Raw genomic sequence first — 18,639 nt, forward strand, 5'->3', positions numbered from 1 at the left:
CTCAATGGACCTGTCCCCGCTCGGTCTCGCCATCCACGTCTGTCGCGCGGTGTTTTTCATATTCGGTATCGGCAAGATCATCGACCACCTGGCGCAAGGCCTCCGTGTTGGCCGTCGCTGCATCCGATTGCAGGTAGACCTTGGCGACATAGAGCCGGTCGAGACGGTCCTCGAGAACCTTTTCCAGCGCATCGGCATCGCCGGATGTGAGCCTCTCAAGTTGACGGTCATCCAGCACCCGCGCGATCTCGCCCCGGAAAGCGTCCCGCTCCGCCTCGGTCTCGAAGGGCGCGGACAACTCCCCCGCCCGCTCATGCTCCAGAACACGCGTAATTTCGTCTGCAAGGCGGTCGGTACGGGCAGACTGCGGCGCAGTTTCACCGCGGGCTGCGAGGAGTGCGTCGCGCGTGCCAGACCCGAGCCCGTCGCGCATCTCGGTTTCGCGGCGGACCTGGTTGATGGCCTCCGTGTCGCGGATCTCGACGACGGCCGCATAGGTCGCGCCAAGCCCGCGGGCGAGGTGGGACGGCATGTCCGGATAGCGCTCCCTGAATTCATCCGTGACAGCATCTGCAACGGGCGTGCGGACGTCGCGTCCCTCCATGATGCGGTCGACCTCGCGGGTGATCTCGCTGGCGCGGGCCGCATCGGTTATGGTCTCCCTGTAGGGTTCAGACCGGTCGATCACATCGCCAGGACGTGCGAGCAGGTCCGGATGCGCCTCGAGATACGTGCGCTGCTCCGTCTCGATCCGACGCTCCGCCCTTGAGACAACCTCCCAGTCCCGGTCCTCCACCTGCTGCGCTGTCAGGCCGTCTGCGCGCATCTCCTGACGGATTGTCCCTTCCATCGCCCGCACCGCGCCCTCATGATAATGTAACCGCTCGCTGACCGGTTCCGCTTCCATGACACCATCCCGGCGCAGCACGTTCTCCCGCTCCAAGAGCGTGCCAAGTTCGACATGCACATCGTTGAGAATGTCGCGCGCCTGTTCCAGATCAGCGCGGCGTTCGAGGTTCAGATCGCGCGCCTCGGCCACTTTGGAGAGATCATTGGCGATCCATTGATGCTCGAGCGCTGCATTTGAGGCGCCCGTCTCGATCCGGGCCACCACTTCCGATGTGCTGATCCCGGTGCCCCGTAGTGCCGCGTCAATGCGCGATCTCAGATCGGGCTCTGCCAGACGCTCGCGCTGGCTGGCGTCGATATTGGCTTCGGAATAGATCCCGCCCTCCGAGGGGGTCTCTGACAGCGTGGATGATCGCAAACCGAGAGGCTGCATGTGCTGGACCTGCGTCTGGATCTCGATGAGGCGTTTTTCCAGCACGGGACGTTCCGCGTCGGACTTCTCGGCGATCATGCCCTGCACCCGCGCGAGCTTCTCCGCATAGAGGCTTCTGAGATCCTCGAAACTTTGATCCTCGGCCATATACACATCTCCTGTTCGGTCCACCTGTCCGCCATGCGCCAGCACCTCGCCCGCGCGGAACAGCGCCGCGGCAATGTCTTCCCGGGCCTCCCGGGAGGCCTCCGTAGCAAGCGAATGGTAGACGGTTCTGGTGTTGGCGATCTCCGCCAGCGCCCGCGTCAGGTCCTGCCCCACGCGTTCGCGCTCGCGGGGCGCCCTGCCCTCGTCTTTCACCGCATAGACCTCGCTGGTGCGGGCTGGGTAATGCACAACCCCGCGATCCACCCGGCGCGTGGCTTCCAGGCGCACGCCATACTTCTCGGCCTCCTCGACCATGGCGAGGCGGAAGTCGTCATAGTTGAAGCGGTGGTTGCGCCCCAGAAAAAAGAACTCGCCTTCTTGCGAGCGGCGGTTCAGCACCAGATGCGCATGGGGGTGATCGCGGTCCTCATGCACCGCGAGGATGTAGTCGAAATGCCCCTCATCAGTCTGAAAGAACCGCTCGGCCACATCCGTCGCGATGTCGCGCACATCCTCGCCCCGCGTGCCGATGGGGAAGGACATGAGCATGTGTGTGGTCTGGCCCAGCTTGGGCTTGAAGCCCGCATCCCACCGCTTGGCAAAGCGCTCGGTCAGATCCTTGATGTCACGGGCCTCGAGCTTCGCCTTGCCATCCAGGAACCCGCTGGAGTCGACGATATGCGTGGACTTGGTGGTAAGGTAGTCGAGCTGGTTTGAGAGCTGCGATTTGGTATGCGTACCCCCGCCCCGGATCGCCTTGAAGACCGCCGGCCGATGCCCCGCTGCCGCGCGCACAAGCTGGCTCTGCTTGGCGACATGCAACCCCTGCATCGAGCCCCGGATGCGGCTCCAGCCATCCCGGAAGACCTCGCCTGTAACGGCGTCCACGGCATCATTCAGCCGCATGGGCAAACTCCCTCAGCGCGGCCGTGGCCTGCAGCTGCATCGCGTCCCGACGGCGGCGCACAAGCAGATCGATCTCGTCAGCGGAATCCAGAATGAACCGCGCCAGCCCGCGCATCTGGGCAAGGCGCAATTCGGTGAACTCGGCACGCGTACCCCCCACGGCCCCCTGCCCGCGCCGGTTGGCCTGCGTCATCTGCTTGGCGATCTGCGCGACCCCATTGCCGACCTCGTGCAGAGAGGCGCGGTAGCGCGCCATCTCTGCTGCCATCTGCGCGTCCGGGACAAACACGCCGCCTGCCGCCTGAATGAGCCGCCGCAACCCCTCGGCACGGCTCTCGATTCCGGCTGTCGCAAGGACCTCGTCTAGCGCCGCCAACTCCGCAGCCGTGACCTTCACACTGACTGCTGAGACCGGAATTGCGGCATCCGTCTGGCGCTCGGCATCAGCTTTGAGGACGTAGCGCACGGCCCGCGATGTGACCTCGAAACGCTCAGCCAGCTCAGACGTTGACACACCCTCCGCGGCCTCGCGGACGATCTGCATCTTCTCGATCTCTGTCAGGCGTTTTGATCGGGACATGCGGAAGAAAGACCCCCTATTTCCTGCCACCTTCCACCAAGGCTGCCCCTACCTTACGATAATATACTAATCTGTCAATTATATACGTACGTCGCATTCAGGCTCAGGCAGCCTTGGTGTCCGATTCACGCCGCGGCCCGCAGGGACGCGGCTCTGCCGCCCTCACCACCGGGCGAACCCCCTGTCCTAGGGGTCCCGTCCACCAGCCCCGCCCGAGGGTCTGGCCGAACGCCAAGTGTTCGGTCGGAACCGCGGGCGGGCGCAAACCCCACCGACAGGGCGGACAGGCAGGGTCAAGGAGGGCCAGATTTGGGTCCCCAAATCTCTGCCGCAAAAACCGGGAGGCCCTGGCCGATAGGTTTTTGTGGATGGCCCCCTTGAGGCTGACTGGCCGGTCTGTCGCGGCCTGGTCATTCCGGGCGGAGTGCGTCCGTTGAACGCGCAAGGACCAGCATCCCTGGAACAGGGATCGGGCCGCCCCAAGATCGTCCTGGGGCAGCCCATCCTCGTCAGAGGATTTAGTCCTGGGGATCTTTCGCGCTCGGTGGGAACATCACCAGCTCCGAGACCGCGACCGGGAAGTCGAGCTTGAGGCTGAAGAACTCCGAGCCGTCCCCGTTGCGGGTGTTGCGGAACATCGCGCCCACGCGCTGAAAACGGGTCCGCTCCTGGCCATCGGTATCGGTGAACTTGACGGGGACGGTAGCGACGTAGTGGTTGATCATTTGGGTTACTCCTTGTTGCGATGGGGATCATCCGGCTCGGAGCAAAAGGCCCGGTCGCAAGCGCAAATGCGGAGGGTCCGCGGCTAGCCGTGGAAGCCGTATTTGTGCTTGCCGAAGCGAAGCAGAGGGCACGATTGGGCCGACCCCGTGCGATCCACATCTATGAGCAAAAAGGAGTGATCCGGATGACCCTTGCCATCACGCCGGCGCCACCATCCGCGTCCCGCCGAACCTGGCCGGGTTGGTGACAAAGTCCGCCCGCGTGGGTGCGATGTTCCGAAACACGCCCCGAAGGACGTGCTGGTCTTCAGCCTCAAGTGCGACGTCTCGATCCCTCGCGTCTTGCGCCGCTGACGATGTGCGTGAGATGCGCACCATCCCCAACCCGTACCGATGCGGATGGGCCGCACTCTGACGGACTGGGTAGAGGGATAACGGTGCTGGACGCCGCAGACTGCCGATCGCGCATGACCGATCGCACGCGCCATGAGACATGACGAAAGGGCCGCGCCAAGCGCGACCCCCTCTCTTCAATCCTGCGCGGTCTTCTTCGCCGGGTCCGCAACCCGCATGACCGTCAGACCTTTCGCTTCCGCCTTCTGCCCGAGGTTCAGCGCGACCCCGTTGCCGCCGAAGAGTACAACCCCCGTCGCCGCGAACTTGTCGTCCAGCATTTCGTCGTTGCACTTGAACGGTGCCGCCCGCCCGTGCGCGGACCAGCGCGGATCGAAGCGCGCCTGTGCTATCCCGCGTGCCCGGGCCCACCGAGCCGCGATCATCTCCGCCCCGTGCTTGCCACCCTTGTGGCAGAGGAATATCTCCTGGTTGCGGTTCTGCTTGATCCGTTCGCGAACCTTGTCGAGCGTGTTGAAGATCACATCAACATCGGTCCAGTCGGTGGCGCCTGAGACGATCAGGGGCACCCCCTCGACTTTGGATTTCTCGGCAGTCTCGCGGTCGTGCTGCTCCAGGAGCTGCCGCGCCTCGAAGACCGCCCCGGTCTCTTGCGCCCGGACGCTTGCGCGCGACCCGGCTGCCGGGATGAAGGCGTGGCCCGTCTCGACCTCGTAGCATTCCGCCGCTGCTTCGCTCATCACCTCGATGGCGCCGACAATCTCGCGCAATTGCACAAAGCGCGCCTGCGCCTCCTCAATGGCGGTCTCGGCGATCTCCGATCCGTCGTGAGATTTTGCCAGCGCGCCGATCTTGTCGGCGGTGCGGTCGACCTCCTTGCCAAGCGCCACCTTGCGGCGCTGCAGGATCGTGGCGAGCCCATGGGCCAGCGGTTCGATTTCCGCTTCAAGCCCGGTCCCGCGCAGCTGGCCGAGCAAAGCCTCGAAGCTCTCGCGGATGATGTGGTCGGTCAGGATGTGATCTTCCGGGATCGGCAGCTGCGCGTCCTTCTCGGTCAGTCCGAAAAGTTCGATGGTCTCGTAGGTGTTTGCGGTGTCGTAAGCCATGTTTGGTCTCCAGTGTTCGGTTTCAAGGCCACCACGTGAGTGTGGGGGCATGGCCGAATGCCTGGTTTCCGAATCTGCCCGGGTCAGGGACGGCGCAGCCGCCGGCTTGCCGGGCGCAAAAGTTTTCCGCGCGCAACACCCGACACATGCGCGCGCTCACGCACGGGACCGCCCCGCGCAACGGGCACCGCGCTCGCCGAAAAGTTTTGCGATCCTTGACGCGGGCTGATTTGGGGGCCATCCGGAGGATATGCTTCCGCACTCATGTGTGTGTGTGTTTTGACGGTAGGTTTGCCCGACACGAGCAGGCAAACGGCCCGACCGGACGCGGGAGACGGATGGAGCGGCGGGATCGTTTTGGCCTCAGGCCAAAACAGACCAGAGCGCAATCCGGCGGAGCGGCCGGGGAGGGACGTGCTCGCGAGGCGGGCAAACCGGGACGCCAAGCGCAACGCCGCGGTGAGGCCGCATGGCCGAATGCGCGACGGACCGAAGGGCCGTTCTCCCCTGCGACACGCGAAGCCGAGCTGGGGAGGCCGCAAGGCTCTGGCCGAGGTTGATGTGCAGGGGCTACGCTTTAGGCTATACGGATTACTTCTCCAAGCTTGCGACGTGATCGGGCGGATTCCGGACCTTCGCTGCAGGTCGCGCGAAAGTCTGCTTTGCATTATGCTTTCTCCTAGTTGGGCCTGAGTTCCAAGGGTAAGAAAGGTGAGCATCTATGAAGAATTTTTCTGTTATCCCTCAGTGGGGTACCGCCATTCATAATGTCGCGCTCTTGCAGCCTGCTTGATGCGCAAAACGCGTGCAATCCCTGCGGAAAAGTGGTGTTCTTCCTGCATTCAATCGAGGGACGAGTCACCTTGTCGAAAATCAACAAAGCAGACATTTACGAGAAGAACCTGAATTTTCTGCTCGGCTCTGGGGCATCCTATGGTTTGCTCCCAACCCTTGCTCTGCGAGTTAAGGAGAAAGGATCTGGCAAAGCGCATACCGTCGAAACGTTGGCGACCAAGTACGAAGAAGATGCAGACTTCTTAGCGCATCTTTTCTCTTGGTATGTTCATGAGGTTATTCTTCCTGCCGCCGAGTATGATCCCCGCAATGCGGTTATGAACACCGCGCCGCAGGACGCAGCGGTTGAAAACTACCGCCAATTCCTTGAAACGATTTTGAAGATCCTCAGCAAGAAGAGTCACAAAAAAAGGGTTAACATTTTCACAACCAACTACGACGGGATGATTGCCCACACGGCCGAGGCCCTTCTGAGGCTTGGCTCGTATGACTTCCATCTGAATGATGGAACTGACGGATTTGTTAAGCGCACTTTGAATGCGCGTAACTTTGGAAGGTACTTTCAGGATCATGGGGTTTTCGATCGTCACTCTAAGAGTGTTCCTCAAGTAAACCTGATCGAGCTACATGGCAGTGTTTACTGGTACAAAGACGGCGAAAAAATCGAGGTATCCTATGATCTGGATCGTTCGAAGCGGCGAATTTCAGACGTGCCTCTCAGAGAAGATCAGGACTTTTTCGATGGCTTGTTGGATGATTCCTTCACGGATGAGGATCTGAATCCTCCTGCAGACGTTACCTTTACACAAAACGAAGCATTTCAAAAAGCATACAAAGCTCTTCCGATTGTAAATCCAACGAAATGGAAGTTCTACGAAACTGTTTTCGAAGAGCACTATTATCAGATGTTGCGGCTACTGAGCTACGAGCTTGAGAAGCCTGACACCGTATTCATCGCATTTGGGTTCTCATTCGCAGATGAACATATCCTGAACCTGGTAAAACGTTCGCTTTCGAACCCATCCCTTCATATGTACGTTTGCTGCTTCGACGACAGCGAGAAGCACTCGATGGAAAAAAGGTTTCTTGGCTTTGCGAACGTTGAGTTGATACGGATAGACGGGTTGCTCGATTTTTCGGCTTTCAACAATGAAGTATTTACAACCAAGCCAACGAGTGCATAGCAATGAGCATTCAAATCGGCGAAGTCGTAGCGGTAATGGGCGTAGAAGTTTCTGTCAGAGCCTTCGAGAACTCAAACCATGAGACACACTTTTTCAATGGGAAGAAATTCAAAGGCATCTCTATCCGAGAGTTCGTGTCCATTTCGCACGGCTTCCGCGAAATTGTCTGTACCGTTGAAGGTGAATACTTGGATGAGCGAAACTTCGAACTTGAGGCAAGCGAGAAGTTGTTTACGCGAAAGTTAAAGTTGCGGCCAATTGGGTACTTTGAGGACGACGCATTTAAGGATGGTATTAAGTACCTACCTAAGATCGGTGATATTGCTACACTTCTGTCGGAGCAACAGGTTGGCAGCATTTTCGAAAGCAAATCTTCTGACGGTTATATTATTGGCAAGCTCTTGAAAGAAGACCTACCGATAGCTCTTCCTTGGCAAAAGCTCTTCAACTCGCATTTGGGTATCTTCGGCAATACCGGCAGCGGAAAATCAAACACGTTGACGAAGCTGTTCACAGTGCTTTTCGCTAACAAGCTCAATAGTATCGCATCCCACAGCAAGTTTGTGGTTCTTGATTTCAATGGTGAATACACTGGTGATCAACTTGTTGGAGCCGATCATAAAAAGGTTGTTCGGCTGACAACGCGCAACGCCGAAGGCGACCGTTTCAAGATCCACGACGATGAGTTTTGGGACGCTGAAACGCTTGGTATTCTCTTTCAAGCCACAACGAACACACAAAAACCATTCCTGAGGCGAACCATATCTGGTCGCGCTAGGTTCATTGACGTTCCAGATAGTTTGACACACTACGCCCGAGCTACCATTCGACGCGTCCTGTGTTCGACTGATCCCAGCGTCGAGGCGCTTGAGCAAGTTAAATCGCTTGTCAGACAGATGCCTGACGCTGAGAATCTAGCGGAGTTAGTTGGCAAAGTTGGATGGAACAACACTAACCGAAGTTTTTATCTGATAGTAGACGGTCAAATGCGGTATCCGGACAACGAAGCCCATTTCGGTGCAATCTTCGAACCACAAATTTCTCGGATAGACTTGCAAAACCTCTCGGGCTTCACGGAATTGCAGGTTCGCGCCAGTTTGCAACTTATAAACGATGTCCAATTCGGCTCTGCACAATACGAGCACATACAACCGCTTTTGCGCCGTATTGACTCTCTGAAAGAGGAATTCTCGCGTGTCATCTCCGTTGGAGAGCTGGCTGATGATGAAGATCGGCTCGTAACCGTTATTTCTCTGCGGGAATGCAAGCAAGACGTGAAGAAAATCTTACCTATTCTTATCGCAAAGCATTTTTATGAGCAGCATAGAAGCGTCGTGACAAGCCCACCTTCGACTACTCTCCATCTGATCGTCGATGAGGCGCACAACATACTTTCACAGCAATCAAATCGTGAGGCGGAAAGCTGGAAAGATTATCGCTTAGAACTGTTCGAAGAGATCATCAAAGAAGGTCGAAAATTTGGCGTTTTCCTTACGATTGCCAGCCAAAGACCAGCGGACATCTCCCCGACTATTGTCTCGCAATTGCATAACTATTTCATTCATCGCCTTGTGAATGACAGAGATCTTGCGCTTTTGGAAAATACCATATCGACGCTGGACAGCCTTTCTCGAGGGCAAATACCGACGCTTCCCCAAGGCGCGTGCGTTGTAACTGGAACCAGTTTTGACATTCCGATGCTCATGCAAGTTGACAAACTGCCGAAAGAGCAAGAACCGGCCAGCAGTGATGTAAACCTCGTCGATCTGTGGGGCAGTGACGATGATTGACAATCAGACGCTCGCGTCAAGTCACTGACTGCCGCCTACCGGCTAAATAGGTGCCGTTGCATCGACCCTATGCTAAAGGCAGCTTTGGGCCGTCAGCGTCCGCAGGCCTGGCGGACCAGGGCGGGGGGCTTGCCGCGCCGCCGCAGGTCCGCTTCGAGCCCTCTTTACCGAATGCCGTCCCGCAGCATTTTGCGAGTGCAGAAAATCCAGCCTGTTACTCACGGCCCTGAGCTGACATTCACATGCCGGGCCGCAAAGGTCGGATATGCGTTCATCCTGCCTGCTTTACCGCGCCGCCCATTGCAGCCCGAGGGCATAAGCCCCGGCAGCACTCACCAGCGCTCCCACCAGGACCGTTAGCGCAAGGATCGTCCAGCTGATCCAATCCACGCCAAGAATGAAGAAATTGTCATTCCAGATGCCCCAAACCGGAATAGAGGGGCGCCACAGGTGAACTTCGGAAAAGGCCGCGCCGACCAGCAGACCGTTGATCATTGTCGCAACGCCTGCGCCCTTGCCGCGCCACAAAAGCGCCAATGCGATCAGGCTCGGCACATAGACGGATACATTCACCAGCCAAAGCTGCGCGCTGATCGTATAGCACCAGTTCGCGGCCTGCCGAACGTGATCGCTGTCATGGATCACGATCATCGCAATCATGGTGATATTGGCCCAGAGGATGGTTCTCCGGGCGCGGGCGCTCAGGATTTCGGAGCGGCATCCGTTGTGTATCTTGTCATCCGTCATGGGTGGGCCTTTCAGGTCAAGTCGGGCTGAGGCAATTCGAGGAGATCGGCCCAGACGGGCGCGCTCTCTTTGGACAGGACTTCGATATGTTTGAGCGTGTGCAGACCATAGTCGGCAGGGGCAAAGATACGAAACTCGGCCCCTGATGGCGCAAAGGCCTCCGCATAGCGTCGCACCGCAACCGGCGGCACGACGACATCGTCGGCGGCGACGCAAATACGGATGTCCTTCCCGTCGATGGTGTAATTCGGCTCTGGCAGGGTGACGCCAATATCCGAGGCAAAGAAATCGCGCCGAGTACACCACCTGCGCCACTGCCAATAGACGCCGGCGGGCAGATCGGCCCCCAGCAACAATCGTTTACCCGGCATATAGCCTGCAAGGGCGGTCGCCACGGGGCCAAGCGCGAACCAGAAGGCCAGAACCTTGGGCCGGTAGCTCCAGGGATGGTCGGTATAATGTCCGATCCCGGCCCCGACGGTGGTGATGCGCGTCACGCGATCGGGCAGGGTCTGGAACGGAAGTCCAAGCCCGCCCAAACTGTGCCCGAGCACCCACAAGGGTCCTGTTGGCGCCAGTTTGGCAAGCGTATCGAGTGCTGCGGTCTGATCGTGCACGGCCCAGTCCGCGAAATTCGCCTGACTGTCGCGCATCGGTCGGGTCTGGGACGCGCCGAAATCCCGATAGTCATAGGTCAAAACGCTGATCCCGCGCTCGGCAGCCCAAGCGGCGAAATGCCGGTAAAAGCGCTGCGGCACACCGGTGGCCCCATGCAGCACCAGGCTGGCACGTGGCGAAGCAGACGCAGGATACCACGTCCCGACAAGTCTGGCCCCCTCTGCCGGGATGGAGATTGTCTGTGCGGCCTGTTCCAATAGTCTCACTTTCGTCGCAATGGACCGAACGGTCTACAGAGGCAATAGACCAATCGGTCCAATGCCGCTATCCCTTTTGCCATGAGTGACCCAACGTCTCGCGATAGGCTGATCCGCGCCGCCTCGAACCTCTTTCGCCAGAAGGGGTATTCGGGTGTCGGCCTGTCGGAGATTCTCAAAGAGGCGGGGCTGCCCAAAGGGTCGCTGTATTACCATTTCCCGAAAGGCAAACAGGAACTGGCCGAAGCCGCGACACGCTGGGCCGGTGCGTGGCTGGAACGGTTGCTCGATGCGACCTTCGCGCAGGCCGAAAGCTTTGACCAAGGTGCGCTCATGGTGTGTGAAACCATTTCCGCCGAGGTGGCGTCACAGACACATGTATCAGCCTGTCCGGTGCTCAGCATCCTGCAAGCCGCCCCTCTGGAACCACAGCTCCAGATCACCGCCCAAGACGTATATGGCAGTTGGACAAAATGTATCGAAAAACACGCCAAAAGGATGGGGTCCCCCCAGCCTGAAGAAGCAGCCTTTTCCTTGCACTGTAAATTGCAAGGCGCGTGGGTCATTGCCTTTGCCCAACAATCCAACGCGGCCTTTACCCAACTGGCGCGGGAACTCAGGGCAAAAATCTGACTTCTTGCCGAACCAGACATCTTTGTTTGGTGCAGCGAAGGTCAGCTATCCGCCATTGGTGCCGATTGCTGGCGTTCAGGCCAATCCAATTTCGCGGTTGCAGCGAAAGTCAGAAAAGTCCCGCGTTGCGGACCTTGGGCTGTCGATTCATGCTGCACGGTGTCACCGATGTCCGGAATGGGTAAGCTGCGCTGCAGCGACGCCCAATCTGGCGAATGGCCGGTAAGGGCCGACCACCTCTGGCGTACGGCTTCAGTCCAGATCGACGCCGCCGAGGCGCGGCGCATGTACATGCGTTCGGATTAGGAACGCAGCGCCCGCGCCCGCGATGGCGCCGAAGAGATGCGCCTCCCAGGAGACGCCGGATTGGCCCGGAAGAACGCCCCAGAGAATGGAGCTATAGAGGACACCGACCACCAGTGCCGCGCCCAGCGTGATCAATGAGCGATCCACGAAGCCGCGCGCGACGAGGAAGCCAAACCAGCCGAAGACCAACCCTGACGCACCGATATGGATGGCGGAGCTTCCGAACAGCCAGACGAGTCCGCCGCCGAGGCCGATCACCACTGCGTTCACCGGCAGCAAGGCCCTCGTGGTCGTTGCCACCAACAGCCCACCCATCACCAAGAGCGGCGGCGTATTTGCCATAAGGTGCGCGAAACTTCCATGCAGGAGGGGCATGGCGATGACACCATCCAATCCGCTTACGTGACGGGGGATCAGGCCGAAGGCCGGATTCAAGCCGTAACCGATAATCCAATTGAGGAGGTGAACCGCCCAGAGCAGTGCGACAAAGGCGACAAGCGCCGCGGCGCGACGAAAGAAGGCGCGCATGTGATCCCGGTTCATCATGTTGGCGACAGTAGACGTCCCCACAGCACCTTCAACGGCTTTCGCGCGCTGCACAGGATGCCACATCCAGGAAAGGGGGTTTGAGGCGGCCAACCTCGGTACGGCTCAAGCCAAGAGAATGGCTCGGATCTTACACGGTGTTTCCCGGACGAAAGGGCTGCGGTTCACGCTCGGGACGCTTCAGGGCTTCGGCGTATTTGCGCGCATTGTCATCGATCGTGTTGTGCCAAAGCTTCGAGACGAAGGCCCGGGCGTCTTGGACTGTCATGTCTTTCAGCGAAGAGGACAGCGCCATGAAAAGCTCATCCTCGCTAATCGCAGCGGCGCGGTGCATGGCATCCGCGTAAAATGACGGGTCGTTGAGAACCTGCTCGCGCAGCGGCATCCGCGCGAGGTTCTCCTCCGGGATCGCCATGAAGATCGTGTCCTGAACTTCGGTCAGATACGCACGCCGCGATGTGGACACCGGCTTTCCCGCCGCCTTGGCCTCCAGAAATGCCTGCCTTGTCCTGTCGAGCTTTGCCCTTGCATGGATCATGATGACATCACGCTTGCGGTCAAGCAGCGCAAATCCGGTGCAACGCTCGATATGAGCAAGAAGCTCTGCAACCTCTGCTTCTACATCAAAGCTCTCGAACCACGGAGCTTTTCCCAGTCTCGCCACCATGCGCCTACCTTCGTCCATTCGATAATATATTATCGTATATCATATTCAGCAGATCGCAAGCAGATGGCGCCCGTCATGCAGCCAAACATGGAAAAAGGGGAACCGTGATCCCACGGCTCCCCTTTGGGTTCAGATCGTCTCGCCCTCGCGTGCCAATTAGGCGACCAACGACAGCCCCGTGCCTGCGTCCTGCGGCTGCTCACCGCTGTCGATGAACGGGATGATGGAGAAGGCCTGCCCGCCGCGCTGCTCTTCGTTCTGCACGGCGTTCACGCGCAGGTCGCCATCGGGCGTGTTGATCAGCAGCGACAGGTAGTCATTGCCCGTGCGACTGCTTTTCGCCATCCAGGCCGAGCCGACGCGGATCGGTGTGCCCCGGGGCGAGCTGACCTCGATACGGTAATCGGGGTGGGTTTCCTCGGATTTGTAGCTGTTCTCGATCAGCATGAACTCCAGATCGAACATCATGTTGGCGATGTAGCCGGTGAAGGCGTTGTCGGCGTCCATGGCGGTGAGCTCCCCCGAGATCGAGCCGGATTTCATCAGGCCGTTCGAGACCAGAGGGATGATCTCGAATTCGCCGCTTTGGGCCGCGCGCGCCTCTTTCGTCTGCACCGCGTTGACCCGGAAGGGGCCCAAGCCGACATCGATCTGCATCGAGATGTAGGGGTTGCCGCTGGTGTTGCCGGTCTCGTTCCAGGCCGTGCCGATGCGCACCTTGCGGCCTGATTTGTTGACTGCCGTCACGTCAAAATCCGGGCTGCGTTCGGACATCTTGGCCCGCGCCTCCAACTGGATGGCGATGTCAAAGCGCGTCGAGTGGATCATGCCGGTGTACTGAGCGGCTGCGGTCTCGACATTGCGGGTGAGGGTTCCTGCGAACATGGGATGTTTCCTTTTGGATTGGCCGGTGCCTGACGTCCTTGCCAGCGCATCCGGGATTGCTTTTTCGACCCCTCCTGGGATCACAAACCAGAAAGCTCGCTTTCCTTTCTTCCCAACCTTCAGTTCAGCGCTGTCGCCTGAGAGATTGTGCCACCTCCCCGCCGGGTACGACGCCCCTCCCCTGCCCGTCTGCTCTCAGTTGGCTGTCCTGGCTCTTCTCGTCGCCACCCTCCGGTCCAGCGATAAAGAACTCTGCTTCCTCCCCGTTCAACCGCTGCCCGCTCCGGTCGGTCAGCCCGATGGTGCTGCCGTTCGGCTCAAACGTAATCAGGTATTGGCCGAGGCTGTCCTTGTGCACGCGGTAGCCGGTGTTGGCCCAATGCACGGTCCGACCGGCATCGATGGCGGCTTTGATCTCTTCGAGTGTCATGATCGTCCCCTCGCCTATTCTGCTGCCACTGAAGTTACGTCCCGCGTGGCGTCTGGTCCGGTTCCAACAATCCGGGAGAGGATGCCCAATGTGTCGATCCCATCCCCATGCGGCAGGAACACCCGCAACTGGAAGGCGATGATCTCCGTGAAACACCCCATGGCCTTGAGACCTTCAATCATGCCCCGATCCGCACCGCCCAGCTCGAGACGCATCTCGCCTGCGACCCGGCGACGGGTCAGGGTGAGACCCTGGCCCAGATCGACCGGCGCCGTGGTGCCGAGCGCAGCGGTCAACATCTCCTGCGGTGTTTGCGGGTTTGAGACGAGGAAGCGGGCGCGCAGCGCGGCCGCCCCTTCTTCGCTCAGCGTGCGCCCGATCATCGCTGTCGCCCCGTCCGGCGTGACCCTGTAGATGCGTTCATTGGTGGTCGGGATGTCCTTCCAGATCGGCAACAGCAGTCCTGTCAACAGGTAGAGCTTGGTCGTGGTGGTTTTTGGCAGGGATGCGGCCTCGGCATCCCAAAGTCCTGCAAACTCGGGCCTTCCGATGTCTTCCCAGGCCGAGGACTCGAAGCGCGTCTCTTCGAGGTAGCTGGAGCCATTGGGCCGCACCGCCTTGCGCATGAGCGTGACGATATCCTCGTCATACATCTGCATGGGCCGCGCCGAGATGAGCGCCGCGCGGCCAGACGCTCGGTTGACCATCGGCAGCTTGTCGGGATTGCGCGACATGGCCTCTTCGGCCCCAAGGACGTGGACCGGGTCGGTCACCTCCAGCCCGATGATCCGCGTCACGGCGCCGGATTTCGGGCAGGTCCAGAGATCCTCTGTGGAGACCTGTTCGATCTTTTCGCCGCGCAGGGTTTCCACGCCGAGATCGAGCGTGCCCGCCGCGCGCGCACGTTCCGTCTGATCAGCAATCCGGCGCATGAACTCGGCAAAGAGTGCGTTCTGCATGTGGATGGGCAGGGCAAGCACCCGGTTGAGAAACCGCTGGATCGGGGGAAGCTCCTCAAGGAGCACCCCATCCTTGTCGATCAGCCGCAGGGCCGTCCAGTCGGTGAAGCTCTCGTAGCTCATCGCCTCAGCGCGCCCGGCGGCAAGATCGGCGAAATACCCACACAGCGCCGCCCGTGCGATCGGGCTTTCGAGATTGTCCTCCTCGCGGAACATGCCCTGCGAGCCGGTCTCGCGCTGGCCCTTGGTCAGGGCCCCCAGCTGGTCGAGGCGTTTGGCGATCGTCGAGGTGAAACGTTTCTCGCCATGCACATCCGAGGTGCAGACCCGGAAGAAGGGCGCGCTGACCTGAGCCGAGCGATGCGTGCGGCCCAGCCCCTGGATGGCCGCATCGGCGCGCCAGCCGGGCTCCAGAAGATAGTGCCGCCGCCGTTTCTGGTTCTTTGCCGTTTGCGCCGCATGATAGGACCGGCCCGTGCCGCCCGCATCGGAAAAGATCAGGATATCCTTTTCGCCGTCCATGAAGGCCTGGGTCTCGGAGGAATTGCTGCTGGCGGCGCGCTTTTCGATGAAGAGATGACCATCCTCGGCCTTGAGGGGCCGGATCGACCGCCCCGTGACTTCTGCCACGGCCTCGTCGCCAAAGGCCCATAGGATCTGATCCAGCGCCGAGGGGATCGGGGCGAGCGTCATCAACTCCATCATGGCCGCATCGCGCAGGGCAAGCGCTTCGCGGGAGACAACCAGCGCGCCATTGGCGTCGCGCAAGGGTTCAGCCACCATGTTGCCGTCGATCTCGACAAGCTTTTGCGCATGGATCGGGAAGGCCTGTTCGAGATAGCCCAGAACATAGTCGCGCGGCGTCAAGGCACCCTCGACGAGTTCATCCTCCGGGTCCATCGCCTCAAGCCGACGCTTCAGCAGGCTCTCGCCTGTCGAGACAACCTGGATGACGCAAGCATTGCCCGCCGCCAGATCGTCCTTGATGGCGCGGATGATGGTCGGGGCCTTCATGCCCATCAGCAGATGATTGAAGAAACGCTGCTTCGTGCTCTCGAAACGGGACTTGGCCGAGGCGCGTGCTGCCGAGGCATTGGTCTCTCCCGAGGCGTCGTTGACGCCGGTGGCTGTCAAAGCGGCTTCGAGATTGTGGTGGATCGTGCGAAACGCTCCAGCGTAGGCGTCATAGACCTCGATCTGGGCCGGGGTCAGCGCGTGTTCCAGCACATCGTATTCAACACCGTCGAAGCTGAGGGCACGCGCTGTGTAAAGCCCGAGCGTCTTGAGATCACGCGCGACCACCTCCATGGCAGCCACGCCGCCGGCTTCCATCGCTGAAACGAAACCCTCGCGGCTCGGGAAGGGGTATTCGGGGCCTTGTCCCCAGAGACCGAGACGCGCGGCATAGGCCAGGTTGTGCACGCTCGTGGCGCCCGTGGCCGAGATATAGAAGATGCGAGCGCGGGGTGCTGCCAGTTGCAGCCGCAGGCCAGCAAGGCCCTGCTGGGAGGGTTTGACCCCCCTGCCCTGCTCAGACCCTGCCGCGTTCTGCATGGCATGGGCCTCATCAAAGGCCAGCACGCCTTCAAAGTCTTCGCCCATCCAGGCGAGGATCTGGCTCAGTCGCGTGGTGCCGCATTTGCCCGCGGACCGCAGCGTGGCGTAGGTGACAAATAGGATGCCGTCGCCCATCGGGATGGACTGGTCCGGTTTCCATTTGGAGACCGGCTGGATGTCGGCGGGCGAGCCGCCGAGATCGGTCCAGTCGCGGATGGCGTCCTCGATGAGCGTGGCGGATTTGGAGACCCAGATCGCCTTCCTGCGCCCGGCCAGCCAGTTGACAAGGATGAGCCCCGCGCATTCGCGCCCCTTGCCGCAACCGGTGCCGTCGCCGAGGAAATAGCCAAGGCGATAGGCACGTGCATCCGGGTCATCATCGGCGCGCGTCAGCTTGGTCTGGTCGTCATCGATGGTAAACCGACCGGGCAGGTCGCGCCCATGGGCATCATGCGCCATGATGATGGTCTCGAGCTGCGCCTCGGAGAGATCTCCCTCCTCGACCAACCGTGCGGGCAGGCGCAAGTCATCACGACCCGTATTTGAGGGCATGGGCGGGGCAACCGAGGCCATGGCGATGCTCTCGACGAGCGGGGTGGGATGTTCCTGCGCACCCGCGATCTCGATCCGTTGCGGACGGTAGCGCGCATAGATGTCCGAGATGGGCGTGTTGTCGCGCGGGATATCAAAGCTCGTGAAAGTTAGCGGGACAACGGCATTGGCCCGAGGCTTGGAGGCGGCGACAGGCGCAGCGGCGGTCTTGCGCGGAGCAGAGGATGGAACGGTCAGCCGCCCGTTAGGGATCGCCGCTGCCTGTTGTACGGGGCGCATCTCCGTCCGGGTTGCGGCCACGGCATCGACATATGCCAAGGCTTCATCCAGATCCCGCACAGGGACGCGGATCATTTCGCCGTCCTCCTGCACCTTGTCGAAGACCATCAGCTGGGTTTCGACAGAGGTGCCGAGCTTGCGGTAGACCTGCCCCGGCATCGTCAACGCCAAGCGCGGCGTCAGGAGACCGCAGGCGCGTGACCAATGCGCGGCATCGCGTTCGGGCGCGAATCCCGGCGGCATGATCGCCACCAGGCGCCCACCTGGTGCCAGACGCTTTGCAGCCGCGACGAGATGTTTGGCGGCGATGTGCTTGTCTCGGGAGCGATCGACCGAGGAGGCGAAGGGCGGGTTCATCACCACGACGTCGGGTAGAACCGGCGACTGCAGCAGATCGTCGATATGCTCGCCGTCATGGCCCGTCACCTCGCCGCCGAAAACCGCGCGCAGGAGGCGCTGGCGAAAGGGGTCGATCTCATTGAGCACAACCGTGGCACCGGTTTGGGCAGCGAAAGCAGCCAGGGCACCGGTGCCAGCCGAGGGCTCCAGAACGGTCTCGCCCTTGCGGATCGCCGCAGCCCGCAAGACCAGCGCCGCAAATGGCAGCGGCGTGGAAAACTGCTGCAGCCGGATCTGCTGCTCTGACCGGCGCGTTTCCGTGAGAAGCCGTGAGGCAAGGAGCTTTGCAGCGGCGATGTCACCTGCCGCGCCGTCCCCACCCAGCAGCACCTGGATGGCCGCAGCCTGCATCATGTCATAGGCTATGCGCCAGTCCCAGGCGCCCCCGGCATCACTGCCATGAAACGTCTCGCGCATGATGCGCGCCAGCGCTGAGCTGCGCAGGGGTTGGTGGGCGATCTCCGCGCAGATCTGTGCCAGTGCAGAGGCGAGGTTAGCGTCGAATTCAACAGGATTGGGGAGCGTTGAGCGGGGCTTGGACATGGGGGTTTCCTTTGGATCAGGGTCTGAGTTCCAAAGACAAAAAGCCCTCTTTCGCTTTTCGGGATGATGAGCTCAGACCAAGAGGCATCCAATCTACGGCCGGCCAATCAAACGGTTTTTCGGAGTTGGATTAGAAAACTGAAAAACCCGCCGCAATGCGACGGGCTTTTGCTTTCTTTGTGCAATGAGGGGAGGCATAGTGCCCGCAATCTCAAAGCTCACGCTCTATATGGCACCGAAAGTCTTTACTGTCAATGTATCCACCGTTCACGGCTGATGAAGAACACCACCTTCCGAACGTCCTATCCGCACCTAGGTTTGCGACCTATCTGCGCGAAACCGGCAATGATAGGACGCGAGCTCTCCACCTATACCACTGGAATCTTCAAGTA

The 18,639-nt window shown here is 60.2% G+C and carries 14 protein-coding genes; 3 read left to right on the forward strand and 11 right to left on the reverse strand.

Going from position 1 to position 18,639, the window contains the following annotated elements:
* Position 1 precedes the first annotated feature (1 nt).
* The 4 genes from FDP22_RS23545 to FDP22_RS23565 form a co-directional block, all read right to left on the reverse strand.
* Positions 2 to 2,335: a relaxase/mobilization nuclease domain-containing protein gene (locus FDP22_RS23545; RefSeq protein WP_138578406.1), complete on the reverse strand. Its 2,334-nt coding sequence runs from the start codon at positions 2,333 to 2,335 to the stop codon at positions 2 to 4.
* Entirely contained in the window at positions 2,322 to 2,915 is a 594-nt protein-coding gene (locus FDP22_RS23550) for a transposase (RefSeq protein ID WP_138578408.1), read from the reverse strand. The genes FDP22_RS23545 and FDP22_RS23550 overlap by 14 nt, the downstream gene beginning before the upstream one ends.
* Before the next feature lie 518 nt (positions 2,916 to 3,433).
* Positions 3,434 to 3,640 carry a hypothetical protein gene (locus FDP22_RS23555; RefSeq protein WP_138578410.1) on the reverse strand — a complete coding sequence of 69 codons (207 nt, stop codon included), beginning with the start codon at positions 3,638 to 3,640 and terminating at the stop codon, positions 3,434 to 3,436.
* A gap of 530 nt (positions 3,641 to 4,170) precedes the next feature.
* Complete coding sequence (locus tag FDP22_RS23565) at positions 4,171 to 5,100, reverse strand: DUF2493 domain-containing protein (RefSeq protein ID WP_138578414.1); 930 nt, start codon at positions 5,098 to 5,100, stop codon at positions 4,171 to 4,173.
* Between the two features lie 827 nt (positions 5,101 to 5,927).
* Between FDP22_RS23565 and FDP22_RS23570 the strand changes: the two genes are divergently transcribed.
* Together FDP22_RS23570 and FDP22_RS23575 are read left to right on the forward strand one after the other, a co-directional pair.
* On the forward strand, positions 5,928 to 7,079 hold the full coding sequence (locus tag FDP22_RS23570) for an SIR2 family protein (RefSeq protein ID WP_239032054.1): 1,152 nt from the start codon (positions 5,928 to 5,930) through the stop codon (positions 7,077 to 7,079).
* Between the two features lie 2 nt (positions 7,080 to 7,081).
* Positions 7,082 to 8,869 (forward strand): ATP-binding protein, encoded by a 1,788-nt coding sequence (locus FDP22_RS23575; RefSeq protein WP_138578418.1) that lies wholly within the window; start codon positions 7,082 to 7,084, stop codon positions 8,867 to 8,869.
* Between the two features lie 285 nt (positions 8,870 to 9,154).
* Here the strand turns inward: FDP22_RS23575 and FDP22_RS23580 are convergent, their stop codons facing one another.
* Together FDP22_RS23580 and FDP22_RS23585 are read right to left on the reverse strand one after the other, a co-directional pair.
* Positions 9,155 to 9,616, reverse strand: a complete 462-nt coding sequence (locus FDP22_RS23580) for a hypothetical protein (protein WP_138578420.1) — start codon at positions 9,614 to 9,616, stop codon at positions 9,155 to 9,157.
* Positions 9,617 to 9,627: 11 nt separating this feature from the next.
* Entirely contained in the window at positions 9,628 to 10,491 is an 864-nt protein-coding gene (locus FDP22_RS23585) for an alpha/beta hydrolase family protein (protein ID WP_143972310.1), read from the reverse strand.
* Positions 10,492 to 10,572: 81 nt separating this feature from the next.
* On the opposite strand from FDP22_RS23585, the gene FDP22_RS23590 reads away from it, so the two are divergent.
* A complete protein-coding gene (locus FDP22_RS23590) occupies positions 10,573 to 11,124 on the forward strand; it encodes a TetR/AcrR family transcriptional regulator (RefSeq protein WP_138578319.1) in 552 nt (183 codons plus the stop codon).
* A gap of 252 nt (positions 11,125 to 11,376) precedes the next feature.
* Here FDP22_RS23590 and FDP22_RS23595 read toward each other — a convergent pair whose 3' ends face one another.
* From FDP22_RS23595 to FDP22_RS23615, 5 genes are all read right to left on the reverse strand, one after another.
* On the reverse strand, positions 11,377 to 12,030 hold the full coding sequence (locus FDP22_RS23595) for a rhomboid family intramembrane serine protease (RefSeq protein ID WP_430226216.1): 654 nt from the start codon (positions 12,028 to 12,030) through the stop codon (positions 11,377 to 11,379).
* 76 nt (positions 12,031 to 12,106) lie between these two features.
* Positions 12,107 to 12,643 (reverse strand): hypothetical protein, encoded by a 537-nt coding sequence (locus FDP22_RS23600; protein ID WP_236549672.1) that lies wholly within the window; start codon positions 12,641 to 12,643, stop codon positions 12,107 to 12,109.
* 156 nt (positions 12,644 to 12,799) lie between these two features.
* A complete protein-coding gene (locus FDP22_RS23605) occupies positions 12,800 to 13,528 on the reverse strand; it encodes a DUF736 family protein (RefSeq protein ID WP_093362910.1) in 729 nt (242 codons plus the stop codon).
* A gap of 124 nt (positions 13,529 to 13,652) precedes the next feature.
* Entirely contained in the window at positions 13,653 to 13,958 is a 306-nt protein-coding gene (locus FDP22_RS23610) for a hypothetical protein (protein WP_055688068.1), read from the reverse strand.
* Positions 13,959 to 13,972: 14 nt separating this feature from the next.
* On the reverse strand, positions 13,973 to 18,247 hold the full coding sequence (locus FDP22_RS23615; RefSeq protein ID WP_138578321.1) for a strawberry notch-like NTP hydrolase domain-containing protein: 4,275 nt from the start codon (positions 18,245 to 18,247) through the stop codon (positions 13,973 to 13,975).
* Positions 18,248 to 18,639: the final 392 nt, after the last annotated feature.

The organism is Paroceanicella profunda, from assembly GCF_005887635.2.
GTDB classification, from domain to species: domain Bacteria; phylum Pseudomonadota; class Alphaproteobacteria; order Rhodobacterales; family Rhodobacteraceae; genus Paroceanicella; species Paroceanicella profunda.

Coding starts and splice junctions, on each gene's coding strand:
- FDP22_RS23545 (WP_138578406.1), bottom strand. CDS start 2,335: ATGCGGCTGAATGATGCCGTGGACGCCGTTACAGGCGAGGTCTTCCGG.
- FDP22_RS23550 (WP_138578408.1), bottom strand. CDS start 2,915: ATGTCCCGATCAAAACGCCTGACAGAGATCGAGAAGATGCAGATCGTC.
- FDP22_RS23555 (WP_138578410.1), bottom strand. CDS start 3,640: ATGATCAACCACTACGTCGCTACCGTCCCCGTCAAGTTCACCGATACC.
- FDP22_RS23565 (WP_138578414.1), bottom strand. CDS start 5,100: ATGGCTTACGACACCGCAAACACCTACGAGACCATCGAACTTTTCGGA.
- FDP22_RS23575 (WP_138578418.1), top strand. CDS start 7,082: ATGAGCATTCAAATCGGCGAAGTCGTAGCGGTAATGGGCGTAGAAGTT.
- FDP22_RS23580 (WP_138578420.1), bottom strand. CDS start 9,616: ATGACGGATGACAAGATACACAACGGATGCCGCTCCGAAATCCTGAGC.
- FDP22_RS23590 (WP_138578319.1), top strand. CDS start 10,573: ATGAGTGACCCAACGTCTCGCGATAGGCTGATCCGCGCCGCCTCGAAC.
- FDP22_RS23600 (WP_236549672.1), bottom strand. CDS start 12,643: ATGGTGGCGAGACTGGGAAAAGCTCCGTGGTTCGAGAGCTTTGATGTA.
- FDP22_RS23605 (WP_093362910.1), bottom strand. CDS start 13,528: ATGTTCGCAGGAACCCTCACCCGCAATGTCGAGACCGCAGCCGCTCAG.
- FDP22_RS23610 (WP_055688068.1), bottom strand. CDS start 13,958: ATGACACTCGAAGAGATCAAAGCCGCCATCGATGCCGGTCGGACCGTG.
- FDP22_RS23615 (WP_138578321.1), bottom strand. CDS start 18,247: ATGTCCAAGCCCCGCTCAACGCTCCCCAATCCTGTTGAATTCGACGCT.